The organism is uncultured Parabacteroides sp. (assembly GCF_947855115.1).
Taxonomy (GTDB): Bacteria; Bacteroidota; Bacteroidia; order Bacteroidales; family Tannerellaceae; genus Parabacteroides.
Genome location: NZ_CANTZW010000001.1, coordinates 132,778 through 149,162 on the forward strand (window position 1 = coordinate 132,778; position 16,385 = coordinate 149,162).

A 16,385-nucleotide genomic window follows, 5' to 3' on the forward strand; every position below is an offset into this window, starting at 1 on the left:
TTAAGTGTTAATATTGATCGCCCCTTTTACCGGGCGGTATGTATCTTTTTCTCGTTTTATCCATCATACGCGCGTTTTCGTACCTGTCTCATCGATCCCTGTTGCCCGTCCGGGCCGGAAAGCGTTCTTTTACCGGTAGCAACGTAATAATCAATTTATCTTCCGATCCATGAAAGAATCAGTCTTTTCCTTTTTCAACGCCCCTATCACCAACCAGGTTCCGAACGGGGTGGTCTGTGCCCATCAACTGCACGCCTATATCACCTCCAGCGAGTGGCTGCGCGAGCGTACCGGGCAGGTACGTGCGGCGGCGGGAGACGAGAAGCGGTTCAGGCGGATGAAGCAGGGCTTGTTGCCTTACGTCACCCCCGCCGGCGTCTTCTCCTACCGCAAGGAGGAACGTTTGTTATTGCCTTCGGGCGAGTTCGTCGTCGATATCGACCATCTCTCCTCGCCGGAGGAGGCTACTCGCTGGAGGGACACGCTCGCGGCCGATGGGCGGTTATGTCCGGATCTCTCGTTCGTAAGCCCTAGCGGTATGGGGGTAAAGCTTCTGATCCCTTATCGCTTGCCCGCGGGGAAAACCGTAAAAGGGGCTTTCGACGAGGCGGTACGATCTGCCTGGGAGTACCTGGAATGGCGTTACGGCCTGAAAGCGGATACCACGAATGCGGACCTTTCCAGGGCTTGCTTTCTTTGCTTTGACCCGGCGGCGAAGCTGGGGGGATGATGGGCGGTTATATGCCATTCATACGTCATTCAGACATCATTCATACGTCATTCAGACATCGCTAATTCATCGTTCATGCATCATTCATGCATCGCTCATTCACTATTTATTCATTTACTATTCACTATTTATTTATCATTCAATCATCATTCATCCATTATGAACTCATTATCTGATTTGGAGCGGCTTGTCACCGCCATCGAGAGGCAGGGGGCCAACATCGCTCCCACCTATCAAGAGTATATGCCGCTGGCCTTCGCTATCGCCAATGATTGCGGAGAGGCCGGACGGACGGCTTTTCATCGTATCTGCCGGTTGTCGGAGAAATATATATCGGCCGAGGCCGATAAGTTATACGACCATGCCCTTAAAGGGGGAAACGGACGGAACGGGCTGGGTTCCGTATTCCACCTGGCGGAAATGGCCGGCGTGAAGATGGACAAGCCTATGGCCGAGGCCGGGAAACTTGCGAACTTGCGAACTTCCGCTCCTTCCTCGCACACGCGCACGCATACGCATACGAGTACATATATGAACGAGGAAGAGGTGGTGAAGGACGCTCCACCGGCCTTCCCGGATTACCCTTGGCCCGTTTTCCTCAAGCGGATGACAGACCGGGGCGGTACTACCGCCCAGCGGGACATCCTCTTGCTGGGCGCTATCACCGTGCTGGGGGCTACGCTCAACAAGCTGGTCCGGATATCGTACGGGCGAAAATTCTACTATCCTTGCCTCCAGACTTTCATCGTGGCCCCGCCCGCCTCCGGAAAGGGGGCGCTCGCCTGGACACGCCGCCTGGCCGAGCCGATACACGAGGAGATGATGGCGGGCTACCGGGAGAGGCACAAGGCTTACCGGGAGGAGAAGAGCCGGTGGGACTCGCTGGGCAAGAAAAGGGCCGATACGCCGGAGCCTGAGATGCCGCCCCTGAAGATGTTTCTTATCGCTGGCAACAACTCGGGAACCGGCGTGCTGGAGAATCTTATCGAGGCCGATGGCATAGGCCTTATCTGCGAGACCGAGGCCGATACCGTGAGCGCCGCTATCGGGGCCGAGCATGGCCACTGGAGCGATACCTTGCGTAAATGCCACGACCACGAGCGGCTGGCCTTCAACCGGCGCACGAACCATGAGTACCGGGAGTGCCCGGCTTCTTTCCTCGGTGTCTTGTTGAGCGGTACTCCGGCGCAGGTACGGCCTCTTATTCCCTCGGCCGAGAACGGGTTGTTTTCCCGCCAGTTGTTCTACCAGATGCCGCCTATCGAAGAGTGGGCGGATCAGTTCGAGCAGGGCGACGAGGATATGGACCGCCTTTTCTCCGGCTGGGGCCGGCAGTGGAAGGCCTTGCTGGACCCGCTGCGGAAAGAGGTCAACTCTATCCAGTTTCATCTTTCCGACAGGCAGAAGGAACGTTTCAATACTTGTTTCGCCCGTATTTTCGGCCACGCCGGGCTTTCTCACGGCAATCCGATGCGAAGCTCTACGGCCCGGATCGCCATCAATATTTGCCGGATCGCCTCCGTGGTGGCTTTCTTGCGATCGACGGAGGGTCTCCTTGTCTCGGCTTCCGCTCCGGAGGCTCGCTTTTCCATCTTGGGTTGCCCGGGTATCTCGCCCGCTTCCGGGATACCGGAGGAGAACGTGCGGGATGGTATCGTGCCTTCGCTGGAGTTGCGCATCGACGACGATGATTTCTCGGCGGTTCTCTCGCTGGCCGAACCGCTTTACCGTCATTCGGCGGGTATCCTCGATTTGCTTCCGTCGGACGAGGCGCCTCGCTCTCGCCCGGCTACGCCGCGGGAGGCTCTCTTCGCCGCCTTGCCGCTCGCTTTCAGCCGGCAGAGGGCCTTGGAGGAGGCTGGGAGGAATAATATCTCTGCCGATACCTTGGATTCTTGCCTCAAGCGGATGCTGGAACGGGGCACGTTGGAGAGGAACGGACGGGGCGAGTATGCTTTCGCCGGGCGGGTTTCCGCTCATAGGTGATCTCTTTCTCTTTATAATGTACATGGCGCGTGTGTGTATGAGGGTGGCTCGAATGTCTGGAAGTTTGAAAGTTTCACGAATCATAATTTATAAATCATGGCTCAAATGTCTTTACCTTTACGAAAGTCGGACTTGGCGGTTCTTTATTTTCCGGAACTGGCTTCTCATCAGGCTTGTAATCGCCTACGTCGCTGGATCGTCCGGTGTACGGAGCTTCACGATCGCTTGCGGGAGGCGGGTTACCGGTCCGAGCAGCGTATATTCACGCCACGGCAGGTTGGCTTGATTGTCCGTTTCCTTGGGGAACCTTGAACGGGGGTTTTATCTTGAGTTGCTTCGGATAGGCGTTGCTGGGGGGGGGTTAGGGGGCTTGTTCAGGGATTTCAGGGATTTCCTAGAATCCCTGGATTCCTTGGATGCCTTTGATGCCCTGGATGCCCGTTCCTAGGCCTCTTGAATACCTGTCCTTAAGTTTCTTGAATGCTTGTGTTATAAGGCTCTCTGAACGCTTGTCATAAGGCTCCTTGAATACTTGTTATAAGGTTTCTTAAATGCCTGTTATAAGGTTTCTTGAATACCCGTTATAAGTTTTCTTAAATGCCTGTCATAAGGTTTCTTGAATGCCTGTTATAAGGTTTCTTAATACCTGTTATAAGGCTTCTTAATGCCTGTCATAAGGCTTTTTGAATGCCCGTTATAAGGCTTCTTGAATGCCCGTTCCTAGGGGTTTAGGATATGGGAAGCCAAGTATCGGTATCGCTTTTCTTGTTAATTATTCATTATTCCGGACTACGGGCATCGCCCGGCATCATTGCTCCTTGGCTTGGGGGCTATCTTTGTTTCGTTGGCCAACTGATTGTCTCTTTTCATTTTTTCGATTATCTGTTTTCTAGTATTAATTGTTCATTAAAAATTATCTTTATGCCACAAGCTTTTCATGTACGGAAGTATTTTATCCCTAAGACGAATCCTAGACAGGAGGTGTATAAACCGGCTCCTTTTTATTTCGGTACTCTCTCTACTCAGGATGCCGCCGATCAGATCGCCGAGGAGTCGTCGCTCACGAAGGGGGATGTGTTGAATGTCTTAGACCGCTATCAGAGGTATGTCATCAAGAACTTGCAGAAAGGTTACAAGGTGGAGATGATGGGGTTCGGTACTGTCTATAATCGCTTTGTCACGGAGAAGGGTATCTCTACGGCCGCAGACGTGAAGGCGACGCATATCAGGGCTATCGTGCCGGGATTCTCGCCTTCTTATACGATCTTGAATGGGGCAAGGCGCTACTCGCTGCTGGGCGAGAGGACTTTGTTCCAGAAGGTCACGGTTCACGGTACTCCTGTGGAGGAGGGAGGGGGATCGGAGTCGCCTGATGAGGTTTGATTATGTTACTTTTGGCTTGACCCAAAAGTAACCAAAAGGTCAAGGCTGACGCTGACGGGCTACTTCGAGACCTTCGCTCGCTGTCGCATCCCCAACTCGCTTCGCTCAGACAGGGATGCTCCTCACGCTCGCTACGGTCTCTCCGCTTTACGCCCGTCCGCTAAGGCCGATCCCTAGGAAAGCGTTGCTTTCCTCTTATATCATCCGTGGTATTCTTGGCTTGTATCATCCGTGATATCCTTGCTTTATATCATCCATGATATCCTGGCTTTATATCATCCATGATACTCTTGCCTTATATCATCCATGATATTCTTGCTTTATATCATCCATGATATCCTTGACCTATATCATCCATGATATCCTGGCTTATATCATCCATGATATTCTTGGCTTATATCATCCGTGATATCCTTGGCTTATATCATCCGTGATATCCTTGCTTTATATCATTTGGGGTATTTGTGTTGTTAATTGTTTGCTGGGTACTAATTGTTTGTTTAGTTATTAATGTAATTTATTCATCTTATTCATCATGAAGAAATCTGTTTGGAGTACTGTTCTTAAAGTGATTATCGCTGTTGCTACCGCTATTGCGGGGGCTTTTGGCATAACGGCTTGCGGATTATGAGCAAGGGTTATTGTTTTTATCAGAATTACAGGGAGGTTCGCCTCCTTGTGATTCATTGCTCGGCGACACGCTATGACAGGGATTTTCCTGTGGAGGCGCTCCGCTCATCGCATAGGGCACGGGGGTTCGCGGATATAGGGTATCATTTCTATATCACACGGGATGGTGAGCTGCATCGCTGCCGGCCGGTCAACCAGATCGGGGCGCATGCCGCCGGATGGAACGACCGGAGCGTAGGGATTTGCTACGAGGGTGGACTGGATGAGCTGGGCCGACCGGCTGATACCCGGACTTACGCGCAACGGTGTACTTTGATGGATCTCTTACGGCAACTCAGGAGGGATTACCCGGAGGCACGCATCCTTGGCCATTACCAGCTTAGCCCTTACGTTCGTAAGGCTTGCCCTTGTTTCGACGCTAAGGAGGAGTATGGGGAGATCTGATTCCGGAGTTTTCCTGTTCGTAGGGTTATTATCTAGAATTTCTTGCCGAACGTTATGCTCAGGAAGGTTTTCACCAGGATCTTGAAATCGAATAGCCAGGAGCGGTGTTCCAGGTAGAAGAGGTCGTAGCGGAGGCGACGGAGCATCTTCTCTACCGTGTCCGTATAGCCGTTGTAGAGCGTGGCGTAAGAGGTTACGCCCGGACGGATCTGGTAGAGGTAGCGGTAACGGGGGTCTCGCTCCATGATCTGGTCGATGTAGAACTTGCGCTCGGGACGGGGGCCGATGAAGGACATGTCGCCGATGAATACGTTCCATAGCTGGGGCAACTCGTCCAGGTGATGCTCGCGGAGGAATTTGCCGATATGGGTCATCCGGGGGTCTGCCCCGCCTTTGTAAAGGGCCGGACCGAGTTTCTCGGCGTCCAGGCGCATGCTACGGAACTTGTAGATGTTGAACGGACGGCCGAAACGACCGACACGCTCTTGCCTAAAGATAGCCGGGCCTCTGTCTTCTCGCTTTACGGCGATATAGCATAGCAGGAACAGGGGGGAGAAGGCGATCAAGGCCAAGAATGCCAACAGGCAGTCTCCTACCCTTTTTACATTGCGCTGGAACGTGTTCATCCCGTCCGGGATGAATCGTTCCGGCTCTTCTTTCTCTATTTTTCCTTTCTCTATATTTATCATGATCTACTTTTCTTTCCGGCTTTTCTTTCCGGCTTTTCTTTCCGGTATCAGGATCTTTCGTGTTTCCTGTCCTTAAAAAACATTCATATTCTTTCTCTCGATAAAGGCAACCCTTCTACCTCTCCGGCGTGCCACTCATGGTAGTCTGCCAAGGGAAGCCCGGGTACGGTGAGTAGCTTATAGTCGGTCTCGTCTTTCCTCAAGATGTGTTTACGGGCGTACGAGCGGAGCGAGCGATCTGTCACGGAGACCATCACGACCGGAAACGGGTAGGCGAACAGGCACATCGGCGTGGTCTCGCTATCCGGGAAGGCACGGTGCAATTGATAGGCCGAGTACTCGAACGCTACCCAGTAGGGGCCCGTGCAGTACAAATGGATGGAGGTATGGTTCGCGTGCTCTCGATCCATGATCTCTCGCAAATGCTCTCTCAGCAGCGTTATCAAACGGACGCCGGAGGGGATCGTATCTTCTTTCTCTTTATTGTTATCCATATTCAGCATGTTTATTATCCATTATTTCTTTTGTTGATATCTATCGTATTTATCCCTGATGCCCGAACCAGCGGTCGTAGTCGCATAGGCGTTGTATCAAGGCCGTCTTGCTTTTCTTGGGCGACGGATCGTCTTGCCAAGGGTCTACCAGCTCGTGCGCCAGGCGCTGGTAGAGGCTGCTGTCCGTACAGCCGTAGAGCGTGACCAGCAACAACGCCCGGGATTGCGTAGCGTTCACCAGCGGAAGCATGCCCCGTACCGTCGAGAGCAGACGCTCGAACTCGTCCTCCTCGCCCAGCAGCTTGTAGGCCGAGAGCAGCATGGAGTATACCTTGCAGCGCATCACGTCGGTCGTAGGGCACAGGGAGGCGTAGCCGGCCAATACCTCACGGGCCAGGAGGGTGTCTTCTTCGCGTATGTCGCCGGAGGTACGCTGGCGGCCCAGGGCCTCGTGAAGACCCGTGGAGATACGGTCGTTGTCGAGGTGGGTATAGACGTGCTTGCCCCTTGTGTTCAGCCCGATCAGCTCGTACTCGCCACGCCGGACCTCGAACAAGGGGACCCACATGCAATCCAGTATACGTACCATCACGTCTTTATGGCCGCCGCCCGGCTGGATCACCACCTCGGCTTCCATGCCTACCATCGGGCCGGAGGTGATACGGACACGGTCGCCTCTCAGCAGGCGACCGCTATCCGGCACGTATACCGGAAGCTCGTTGGAGTAAGAGGAGGCTACCCAGCGCAGGCTTTCCATCTCCTGATCGGAGAGGTAGGGGTAATGCGAGAACTCCCCGTCGGATATCCGGGGGAGGAAATTGTACAGGGGAAGCGTACGCTTCAAGCGGAAGATCTCGTCTTCCGAGGCGTGGACGAACACGTAGTTGTACAGCAGGGGACGTTTCGTGTTGACCATCTTGCCGCCTATCTTCCTGGCCTCGACGTAGGAGGGGGCGAAAAAGTCGAACAACGGTTCTCCCCGGCGCTCACGTCGCAGAATCTCCGCGCGCAACCCCTTGGAGGGGCTGATCTTGTCACGCCCGCCACCGGCGGTAGGAAGCGTGAGCACGTACCAGCGGACGGCCTCCTGGCCACGTCTCTTACGGACATGGGCCAGGACTTTCTCCGAGCATTTGCTTGTCAGTATATCTATCTCCATGATTCTTTTTTCTAAAGCTTATACCATCCTCCCAAATAACCTCCAGGTAATTCGGAGCCCTATCAAGACCTACCCATAATATCTTGATAAACAACACCTTATATTTCACGACATGGCATTACCGAAAATCACCATCCCCCGAAATCTTAGGCTACTTGGAGAGTAGCCCACATGATGCTACTTGGAGAGTAGCATAAAAGGTGGAAAAAAGGTTATCACCCAGTTGTAGAGACGGAGCGTGCTCCGTCTCCCACCGTCTGACAGTAATTTAAAATACCATTTTGAGGGGATGAGACGGGGCACGCCCCGTCTCTACAAAAATATACGCACGAGTTATGAGGCATGGTGAGATGGTCTCTGAAACAGGGAACGTTTCACCAATATCGTCATGTCTATACATTAGGGATAAAAAGAGGAAATTTAAGATAACAAAGAACCAAACACGAGAGAAATATAAACAAATCCTTTTATTTGTTAGTTTTTAGTGATTTTTTACTACATTTGCGCCATGAAAGATATGCTACTCTCCAAGTAGCCTATTTTATATCTACCCGACTTGTGGTATATAATTGTTATATACACTTTCAAAACAGATCTTATTCACTGCCGCCATTTTTTCCAATGAGAAACTCTTCAGGTAGATTTGCGTGGTCTTGATGGATTTATGACCCAATAGCTCGCTAATTACCTCGATTGGAATATCCAGATTTTTCAAGGTCGTGGCGAAAGAGTGACGGATCGTGTAAGATGTGACCGGGCTGGTCACGCCGCAAGCTTTTGCCAATTCCTTCAGATCCCGGTTGAAATGGGCCAAGGCGGAAATATATTCCTTATGGGCCTCTCTCCCGGTCTTCATCCCTCTCAGGTAGGGGAATAAATAAGGCGAGTCCTTACCTGTGCCACTCGACAGTTCCCTCAGCAGCTCCCATGCGGCGGATTGTATCTCGATCAGCATCGAAGTACCCGTCTTCTGGCGTTTATACCGCAAGACACCGTCTCGGATATTCTCCTTCCTCAGATGGGCGAAATCCACGAAGGCCATGCCGCAAAACTGAAACATCAGGCACAACGCCTGCCGTGTCTTCACCAGTCTCGGATCGCTGAGCGGAACGGTCATCAAAGAACGTAGCACATCCCTAGGCAACGCCTTTTTACGTTTGCTCTCTATCCCCGTGAAAATCCCCTTGAACAAATAAGGGACATAGGGGGCCAGGCCCTCCTCCACCGCTATGTTGTACACGCAACGGAGCCGACGCATATAGGTCGATACCGTGTTCCACGCACATCCCCTGTCCAACAAAAAACCTTGGTAACGCCGAAGGTTCTCCTTGTTAAGATAGATATAGGGAACCTCCTCCGATCCACAAAACCGCACGAACGAGTTCAACGCATCCTGGTAACTCTTCGCCGTAGAAAAACGTCCATCCGCACGTAGCTCGCGGATATATAACCTCATTCCTTCTACTAAATCCTTTTTCTCCATAACATCACTATTTTATAATCCATAAATCAACAAACACGACACGGACTTGGATGAAGGATACAATATTAAAAAATATGAAATCCTGATATAACGGCCGGCCTTTCACGGCTTGCCCGGTGGAGAACGACCATCCGGCGAACCGATATCCCCCGATAAAAAAAAAGTCTATGGCCACCGGAGCGACCATAGACTTTTCCTGTTCTTAAACCGAATCTTATTTCAATCCTCTATTCTTCAGCAACGGGTCCGTGCCCGGTTCCTTGCCTCGGAAGTTCTTGTACATATCCATAGCGTCGTCGATACCGCCCGGTGTCAAGACATATTTACGGAACTTATCGGCGCATTCCTGGTTGAAGATATCGCCGGTTTCCTTGAATGCCTCGAAAGCGTCGCAATCCAATACCTCGGCCCAGATGTAGCTATAGTAGCCGGCGGTGTAGCCGCCTCCCATCGTATGGTTGAAGTAAGTCGTGCGGTAACGGGAAGGGATTTGCCTGGGCAAGCCACGGCGGCCCAAGGTCTGTTGCTCGAAGTCCATCACGTTCAGGTTGGCCGGTACGTTATTCGCCTGGTCTACGAACTTGATCACCTTCTTGTCTGCCGCGTCACCGCCGATCGCATGGAAATCCATATCCAGGAAAGAAGCCGCCAGATACTCGGTCGTAGCGAAACCTTGCCCGTACTTGCCACTCTTGTCCAGCTTCTCGATCAACTCGGCGGGGATCACCTCTCCCGTCTGGTAATGCTTGGCGTATACCTTCAATACCTCCGGCTCGAATACCCAATGCTCCATGATCTGCGAAGGCAACTCCACGAAATCACGGGGAACGCCGGATACTCCGGAATAACGCACGTCGCGGAACAAACCATGCAGGCCATGACCGAACTCATGGAACAACGTAGTGGCCTCGTCCGCGCTCAACAACGCAGGTTGCCCCGGCGCCGGCTGGCTAAAGTTACAAACGATCGTCACGACCGGAGCCACACGCTTGCCATCCTTATAGGCTTGCGGGCGGTAAGAGCCGCACCACGCCCCTCCGCGCTTGCTGGCACGGGGGAAGAAGTCGAAGTAAATAACGCCCAAGTGGGAGCCGTCCTTGTCCTTGCACTCGAAGGCCTGCGCTTCCGGATAAGGCAACGGGATGTCGCGGATAGGGGTGAACGTGATGCCATACAGCTTATTAGCCACGTAGAAAGCGCCCTCTCGCACATTATCCAGCTTCAGGTAAGGACGAACCTCATTCTCGTCTAAGTTGAACTTCGCTTTCTTGGCCTTCTCGAAATAATAACGCCAGTCCCAGCCCTCGGCCTCGAAATCGCCGCCTTCCTTCTTGATCTCGGCGTTGATATCGGCCAACTCCTCTTTCGCTTTCGCCAAGGCAGGTTTCCATACCTCGTCTAGCAACTGATAGACCTTATCCGAGCTTTTCGCCATACGATCCTCCAGCACGAAAGAGGCGTAATCATCATAGCCCATCAATTTCGCTTTCGCCAAACGGGCGGCAACCAAATCGCGGACCACCTCCTTGTTATCGTTCTCGTTATTGTTATTACCCCGGTTGATATAAGCGTTGAACATCTTCTCGCGCAACTCCCGCTTATCGGAATATTGCAAGAACGGCATCACGCTAGGGTTCTGCAAGGTAAAGACCCATTTGCCTTCCATGCCGGCATCCTTGGCGGCCTGGGCAGCATTGGCGATCAAGGTCTGGGGCAGGCCGGAAAGGTCTTCCTCCTTATCGATCACCAGCTTGAAAGCGTTGGTCTCTTTCAGCATATTCTGCCCGAAGGTAAGCTGCAACATAGAGATCTTGCTATTCAACTCGCGCAACTTCGCCTGATCCTCCGCGGAAAGGTTGGCGCCTCCCCGGACGAAGTCCTTATAAGTCTCCTCCAACAGCTTCATTTGCTCCTTGTCGAGACCCAGCTCATCCTTCTTATCGTACACGGCCTTCACACGAGCGAATAACTTCGCGTTCAGGTTGATATCATCATTATACTTTGATAATAGCGGCGACATCTCACGGCTCAACGCCTGCATCTCATCGTTCGTATTGACACTGTTCTGCCCACCGAAAACGATCTGCACCTTCCGGAGCAACGCACCTTGCCCGTCCAAGGCGACAATCGTATTCTCGAATGTCGGGGCATCCGGGTTACTCACGATCGCCTCGATCTCCTTACGTCCCTCTTCCATGCCTCGCAATAGGGCCGGTTTGTAATGCTCGAACTTGATCTGATCAAAAGGTGGAACTCCAAACGGGGTCGTATATTCCGCGAAGAACGGATTCTCCCCCTCTACGGCCTTCTTCTCGGAAGTACCGCAGGCAGTAAGCATAACGGCTAATCCTGCTGCCATAATTAAATGTTTCATCTTGATGACTTATGATTATGATTTATAAATTGTCTTTCTCACTTCAAGCCCCGGTTCTCCAGCAACGGATCGATACCCGGTTGTTTGCCGCGGAAATTCACGTACATATCCATAGCGTCGTCGATGCCGCCCGGCGTCAGCACGTATTCGCGGAATCTGGAGGCGACCTCCGGGTTGAAGATATCCCCGGTCTCCTTATAAGCCTGGAAAGCATCGCAATCCAACACCTCGGCCCAGATATAGCTGTAATAACCGGCGGTGTACCCGCCTTCCATCGTATGCCCGAAATAAGTGGTGCGGTAGCGAGAGGGTATCTGACGGATCAAGCCGCGATCGCCCAATACCTTCGCCTCGAATTTCTCGATATCCAAACCGGCGGGGATTTCTTTCAGCACGTGATAGTCCATGTCCAGGTAAGAGGCCGCCAGATACTCGGTCGTAGCGAAACCTTGCCCGTACTTGCCGCTCTTGATCATCTTGTCTACAAGGGCTTGGGGGATGACCTCGCCGGTCTGGTAATGCTTGGCGTATACTTTCAGTACCTCCGGCTCCACGGCCCAATGCTCGTCCACTTGCGAGGGCAGCTCCACGAAGTCACGAGGCACGTCTGCCACTCCATAATAATGAACGTCGCAGAACAAGCCGTGCAAGGCATGTCCGAACTCGTGGAATACGGTCTCGGTCTCGTCTGCCGTCAGGAGCGCCGGTTGCCCATCCGCAGGTTTGCTGAAATTAAACACGGTGGTAACCACCGGGGCCACTCGCTTGCCGTCTTTATACGTTTGCGAGCGGTAGCCGCCGCACCACGCTCCTCCCCCTTTGCCCGGACGGGTAAAGAAGTCCATATACAAAACGCCCAGATGCGTGCCATCCTTATCCTTGCACTCGAAAGCGAGAGCGTCGGGGTCCGGCTTCGGGATGTCCTTGATCTCGGTAAAGGTGACACCGTATAGCTTATTGGCGACATAGAAGATACCCTCACGTACATGCCCCAGCTCGAAATACGGGCGCATCTCGTTCTCGTCCAGGTTATATTTCGCTTTCTTGGCTTTCTCGAAATAATAACGCCAGTCCCAGCCCTCGGCCTCGAAATCGCCGCCTTCCTTCTTGATCTCGGCGTTGATATCTGCCAATTCCTCTTTCGCTTTCGCCAAGGCCGACGGCCAGATCTTATCGAGCAGGTCGTACACGTTCTTCTCGTTCTTCGCCATATTCTCTTCCAATACGAAAGCGGCATAATCCTCATATCCCATCAACCGGGCCTTCTCCAGGCGGGCGGCGATCAGTTGCTTGACCACCTCTTTATTATCATTCTCGTTATTATTGTTGCCACGGCTCGTATACGCCTTGAAGATCTTCTCGCGCAAATCGCGCTTATCGGCGTATTGAAGGAAAGGCATCACACTCGGGTTATGAAGGGTAAAGACCCATTTACCGTCCAGGCCATTCTCCTTGGCCGTTTGCGCCGCCTTGACGATCACGTCTGCCGGCAGGCCGGACAAGTCTTCTTCCTTATCGATCACTAATTGGAAAGCGTTGGTCTCTTTCAAGGTATTCTGCCCGAAAGTAAGCTCGAGCATGGATATTTTCTCGTTCAGCTCACGCAGTGTCGCCTGCTTATCTTCCGGGAGGTTGGCCCCGCCTCGCACGAAACCTTTATAGGTCTCTTCCAGCAATTTCATCTGCTCCTTATCCAGGTTGAAGCCGGCCTTATTGTCGTAAACGGATTTTACCCGTGCGAAAAGCTTGGGGTTTAAGCTGATATCATCCGAGTGCTTGGATAAAAGGGGATAAAGCTCACGTTCGAGCTCTTGGATCTCGTCCGTGGTATTCACACTGGATTGACCGCCGAAAGCATACATTACCTTTGTAAGCAACTCGCCGCTTCGGTCCAAGGCCACGATCGTATTCTCGAATGTCGGGGCATCCGGGTTTGCCACGATCGCCTCGATCTCCTTCGATTGCTCTTCCATGCCTTTCAAAAGGGCGGGCTTGTAATGAGCCACCTCTATTTGGTCAAACGGAGGCACCCCGAACGGTGTCGTATACTCCGTGAAAAACGGATTGGGTGTAGCGCCTTCCGCTACATCGCTTTTCTTTGAGGAGGAACATGCTCCCAAAATAACCGCTAAACCTGCGGCCATAAGCGTTTTATTCATGCCATTGTTTTATTAGAATTACAATGGACAAAGATAACGAAGTTTTGCGTTACAATTCTATATTCAAATTGTTATTATTTAAAACCCGGAAAAAGATTTTCACAATTCATCCGTAAAGCGGTTCCCCGGAGGGGGATTTTCCCTTCGGGGAACCGGATATGTTCGCGCTCAATGCTCAATCGAGTCACTCTCTATACCGTCTTCTATGTTCTCGTTCTCTATGGTCTCTTGCAAATCTTGAATGTCATCGGATGTATAATCGTCCGACAGCACGGAATTGGTAGACATCGTCTCATCATGAAGCTCATCACTCTCGTCCCACAATGTTTTCATTATTTTCTCTGGCATATCTCTCTTACATTTTAAAGTTATATGCCTATTCAACAACGCTGGCAAGGAAATTGTTTACCAAAGCCGATATGCCGATACCAGCGCTTCCCCCACCATACACGTCATTTTCACCCCCATTCTTTGATTAGTCCGAATAAAAGAATAAATTTGCGCTATACGTCAATAATATACGACTTCCATGAAGGAGTCGCCACTTACAAGACGACTGCCGAGATGGATGAGAAGCCGGTAGAGAACCTATGCAACAGGAAAGAGGTTTTATTAGTAAAACAAAATAAACATGAATCGAATTTGTAGTCTTTTTGGTATTCAGTATCCCATTATACAAGGGGGGATGGTTTGGTGTAGCGGTTGGCGGCTGGCTTCCGCGGTTAGTAACGCGGGAGGGTTAGGGCTGATCGGGGCAGGTTCCATGCATCCGGAAGTGCTGCGGGAACATATCCGGAAATGCGAGGCGGCGACCGACAAGCCTTTCGGCGTGAACGTACCGCTGATGTATCCGGAAATCGATACCCTGATGCGGATATTGGTGGAGGAAAAGGTGAGGATCGTATTCACCTCCGCAGGCAACCCGAAAACATGGACAAAGTATTTGAAGGATCAAGGCATGACAGTGGCTCATGTGGTAAGCAGCTCCAAATTCGCCACCAAATGCGAGGAAGCCGGAGTGGATGCCATCGTTGCCGAAGGCTTCGAGGCCGGAGGACACAACGGACGGGAGGAGACAACCACGATGTGCCTGATCCCCGCCGTCCGGAAAGCGACCTCTCTCCCGCTTTTGGCAGCGGGAGGTATCGGAAACGGCCCCGCGATGCTGGCGGCATTCGCTCTAGGGGCCGACGGCGTGCAGATAGGCACTCGTTTCGCCTTGACCCAAGAAAGCTCGGCACACGAGAATTTCAAGAGATTATGCTTGAACCTGAAGGAAGGCGATACGAAGTTATTATTAAAGAAACTGTCTCCCACCCGTCTGGTGAAAGGCGATTTCGCTACGGCAGTGGAAGAAGCGGAAGCCCGGGGAGCGTCCGCGGAAGAACTACGCGAGCTATTAGGCAAGGGACGTGCCAAGAAAGGTATCTTTGAGGGCGACCTGAAGGAAGGCGAGCTGGAGATCGGACAAGTAGCGTCTTTATTCTGGGAGGAAACATCCGTAGAAGAGGTGATGAAAGAGTTGATCCGGGATTTCAACCTATCTCTCGAGAACATCAAATACAATCATTTCGAATAACCCGCGTATTATCCCTATATCGATAGAAAATCCGATAGGTCTCCGGCCGAGAGACCTATCGGATCTTATTTATAACCTATCGAACCTCATTTACAATTTGTACTTATACAATTGCGCCATCACCTTTTGGTATTGGTTTTGCAATTGCAGGTAGTTTTGCACGCTTTGGTAATACGTGGTCACATCCACGAAATACTCGATCATGGAGATTTGCCCGGCCTGTATAGCCTTGTTCAACAAAGCCAGGTTATTCTGTCTTTCCAGCACGTCCTTATACTCATCGATAGATCTTTTCAAGGAGACGGACTGGTCGTATAACTGCCGCAAACTATTCTCTACCGTGAAAGAGGCGCTCTCCAACTGCATCTCCGTGTAACGGGTCTGGGCTTTCGCCTGTTTCACGCTATTACGGTTCGAGAACAACGGGATGCTGATCCCTACCAAGAAACCATTGAAACGCTCTCCACCCGAGGAAGGATTCATACGATACCCCAACTCGAAACTAGGCAAGCCTTTCGCCTTGCTCACGCTCAATTGCCGGAGGGCTGTCGCCTGGTCGCCCCGCAAGGTCTGTAATTGCGGGTCGGCCTGCATCGCCTCCGTCCTCAGCTCGTCGAAGGAAAGCACCTCCTTCTCCGGTAAGGCATAGGCCGTATCGGTAAACTCGATAGCGATACCACCATTCAGTGTAGCCAGTTCCTTCAACTTAGCCAGACGAGCGGTCTCGTTCATCCGGGCCTCTGTCCGGGCGTTCAACAATTCCAGATCGATCTTGTTCGTCTCAAGGATGTTCGCGTTGCCCTTTTCCAGACGGGTCGCGTAAAAAGCGGAAAGCTGCTCGGCGTTCTTGAGACGGGTCTCCAAAAGGCCCTTTTGCTGGTTCAGCAGCACCAAATCCAAACAGATCTCTTTCACCTGCAACAAGATCTGCTGGCGAAAAGCCATTCCCTGACGGTCCAGACCCGCGAACTTCGCCTTTGTGAGCTTATGCTTCTGGACATATACGGACGGGAAGTCGAAGCTTTGGGAAGCGACAAACTCACCGGAGAAGCCCATCCCCTCTTTATTCCCCCAGAAATGTGAATAAGAGACCGACGGGTCCGGCAGGTTATTATCCAGCCTCGCCTCCAGTTTTTGCGATTGGATCAACTGGCTATTCGCCTGCAGATCCTTGTTGTTCGCCTCTACGCTTCGAAGCACGTCCTCTATGGAAGTCTGGGCGGAAAGGCCGCCTGCCAGTAAAGACAAGGCGGCGACTATAATATATGATTTCAT

The 16,385-nt window shown here is 52.0% G+C and carries 15 protein-coding genes; 7 read left to right on the forward strand and 8 right to left on the reverse strand.

Annotated elements, in window-relative coordinates; translation table 11 throughout:
* Positions 1-169: 169 nt before the first annotated feature.
* From Q0110_RS00575 to Q0110_RS00600, 6 genes are all read left to right on the forward strand, one after another.
* Positions 170-730, forward strand: coding sequence for a BT4734/BF3469 family protein (locus Q0110_RS00575; protein ID WP_297900726.1), 561 nt, complete (start codon positions 170-172; stop codon positions 728-730).
* 159 nt (positions 731-889) lie between these two features.
* Entirely contained in the window at positions 890-2,716 is a 1,827-nt protein-coding gene (locus tag Q0110_RS00580) for a DUF3987 domain-containing protein (protein WP_297900729.1), read from the forward strand.
* Between the two features lie 105 nt (positions 2,717-2,821).
* Entirely contained in the window at positions 2,822-3,028 is a 207-nt protein-coding gene (locus Q0110_RS00585; RefSeq protein ID WP_297900731.1) for a DUF4248 domain-containing protein, read from the forward strand.
* A gap of 609 nt (positions 3,029-3,637) precedes the next feature.
* Positions 3,638-4,099, forward strand: a complete 462-nt coding sequence (locus Q0110_RS00590; RefSeq protein ID WP_297900734.1) for an HU family DNA-binding protein — start codon at positions 3,638-3,640, stop codon at positions 4,097-4,099.
* 535 nt (positions 4,100-4,634) lie between these two features.
* Positions 4,635-4,730 carry a smalltalk protein gene (locus tag Q0110_RS00595; protein ID WP_158593844.1) on the forward strand — a complete coding sequence of 32 codons (96 nt, stop codon included), beginning with the start codon at positions 4,635-4,637 and terminating at the stop codon, positions 4,728-4,730.
* Entirely contained in the window at positions 4,727-5,173 is a 447-nt protein-coding gene (locus Q0110_RS00600; protein WP_297900741.1) for an N-acetylmuramoyl-L-alanine amidase, read from the forward strand. The genes Q0110_RS00595 and Q0110_RS00600 overlap by 4 nt, the downstream gene beginning before the upstream one ends.
* Positions 5,174-5,205: 32 nt before the next feature.
* Here the strand turns inward: Q0110_RS00600 and Q0110_RS00605 are convergent, their stop codons facing one another.
* The 7 genes from Q0110_RS00605 to Q0110_RS00635 all read right to left on the reverse strand — a co-directional run bounded on the left by Q0110_RS00605 (position 5,206) and on the right by Q0110_RS00635 (position 13,879).
* Entirely contained in the window at positions 5,206-5,862 is a 657-nt protein-coding gene (locus Q0110_RS00605) for a sugar transferase (protein ID WP_297900742.1), read from the reverse strand.
* Positions 5,863-5,945: 83 nt separating this feature from the next.
* A complete protein-coding gene (locus Q0110_RS00610; protein WP_297900745.1) occupies positions 5,946-6,356 on the reverse strand; it encodes a hypothetical protein in 411 nt (136 codons plus the stop codon).
* Positions 6,357-6,405: 49 nt separating this feature from the next.
* Positions 6,406-7,509 carry a transcriptional regulator gene (locus tag Q0110_RS00615; protein ID WP_297901354.1) on the reverse strand — a complete coding sequence of 368 codons (1,104 nt, stop codon included), beginning with the start codon at positions 7,507-7,509 and terminating at the stop codon, positions 6,406-6,408.
* A 553-nt stretch (positions 7,510-8,062) separates the two neighbouring features.
* Positions 8,063-8,998 carry a site-specific integrase gene (locus Q0110_RS00620; protein WP_297900748.1) on the reverse strand — a complete coding sequence of 312 codons (936 nt, stop codon included), beginning with the start codon at positions 8,996-8,998 and terminating at the stop codon, positions 8,063-8,065.
* 214 nt (positions 8,999-9,212) lie between these two features.
* Complete coding sequence (locus Q0110_RS00625) at positions 9,213-11,372, reverse strand: M3 family metallopeptidase (protein ID WP_297900751.1); 2,160 nt, start codon at positions 11,370-11,372, stop codon at positions 9,213-9,215.
* A 38-nt stretch (positions 11,373-11,410) separates the two neighbouring features.
* Entirely contained in the window at positions 11,411-13,531 is a 2,121-nt protein-coding gene (locus tag Q0110_RS00630; protein WP_297900754.1) for a M3 family metallopeptidase, read from the reverse strand.
* 168 nt (positions 13,532-13,699) lie between these two features.
* Positions 13,700-13,879: a hypothetical protein gene (locus tag Q0110_RS00635; protein ID WP_297900757.1), complete on the reverse strand. Its 180-nt coding sequence runs from the start codon at positions 13,877-13,879 to the stop codon at positions 13,700-13,702.
* A gap of 283 nt (positions 13,880-14,162) precedes the next feature.
* On the opposite strand from Q0110_RS00635, the gene Q0110_RS00640 reads away from it, so the two are divergent.
* Positions 14,163-15,110, forward strand: a complete 948-nt coding sequence (locus Q0110_RS00640) for a nitronate monooxygenase (protein ID WP_297900760.1) — start codon at positions 14,163-14,165, stop codon at positions 15,108-15,110.
* A 90-nt stretch (positions 15,111-15,200) separates the two neighbouring features.
* Here Q0110_RS00640 and Q0110_RS00645 read toward each other — a convergent pair whose 3' ends face one another.
* The gene (locus Q0110_RS00645) at positions 15,201-16,385 is read right to left on the reverse strand and encodes a TolC family protein (protein WP_297900762.1); all 1,185 of its coding nucleotides are present in this window, start codon (positions 16,383-16,385) and stop codon (positions 15,201-15,203) included.

Excerpts from the sequence above, each read along its gene's own strand:
- Q0110_RS00575 (WP_297900726.1), top strand. The coding sequence starts at position 170 with ATGAAAGAATCAGTCTTTTCCTTTTTCAACGCCCCTATCACCAACCAG.
- Q0110_RS00580 (WP_297900729.1), top strand. The coding sequence starts at position 890 with ATGAACTCATTATCTGATTTGGAGCGGCTTGTCACCGCCATCGAGAGG.
- Q0110_RS00585 (WP_297900731.1), top strand. The coding sequence starts at position 2,822 with ATGTCTTTACCTTTACGAAAGTCGGACTTGGCGGTTCTTTATTTTCCG.
- Q0110_RS00590 (WP_297900734.1), top strand. The coding sequence starts at position 3,638 with ATGCCACAAGCTTTTCATGTACGGAAGTATTTTATCCCTAAGACGAAT.
- Q0110_RS00595 (WP_158593844.1), top strand. The coding sequence starts at position 4,635 with ATGAAGAAATCTGTTTGGAGTACTGTTCTTAAAGTGATTATCGCTGTT.
- Q0110_RS00600 (WP_297900741.1), top strand. The coding sequence starts at position 4,727 with ATGAGCAAGGGTTATTGTTTTTATCAGAATTACAGGGAGGTTCGCCTC.
- Q0110_RS00605 (WP_297900742.1), bottom strand. The coding sequence starts at position 5,862 with ATGATAAATATAGAGAAAGGAAAAATAGAGAAAGAAGAGCCGGAACGA.
- Q0110_RS00610 (WP_297900745.1), bottom strand. The coding sequence starts at position 6,356 with ATGGATAACAATAAAGAGAAAGAAGATACGATCCCCTCCGGCGTCCGT.
- Q0110_RS00620 (WP_297900748.1), bottom strand. The coding sequence starts at position 8,998 with ATGGAGAAAAAGGATTTAGTAGAAGGAATGAGGTTATATATCCGCGAG.
- Q0110_RS00625 (WP_297900751.1), bottom strand. The coding sequence starts at position 11,372 with ATGAAACATTTAATTATGGCAGCAGGATTAGCCGTTATGCTTACTGCC.
- Q0110_RS00630 (WP_297900754.1), bottom strand. The coding sequence starts at position 13,531 with ATGAATAAAACGCTTATGGCCGCAGGTTTAGCGGTTATTTTGGGAGCA.
- Q0110_RS00635 (WP_297900757.1), bottom strand. The coding sequence starts at position 13,879 with ATGCCAGAGAAAATAATGAAAACATTGTGGGACGAGAGTGATGAGCTT.
- Q0110_RS00640 (WP_297900760.1), top strand. The coding sequence starts at position 14,163 with ATGAATCGAATTTGTAGTCTTTTTGGTATTCAGTATCCCATTATACAA.
- Q0110_RS00645 (WP_297900762.1), bottom strand. The coding sequence starts at position 16,385 with ATGAAATCATATATTATAGTCGCCGCCTTGTCTTTACTGGCAGGCGGC.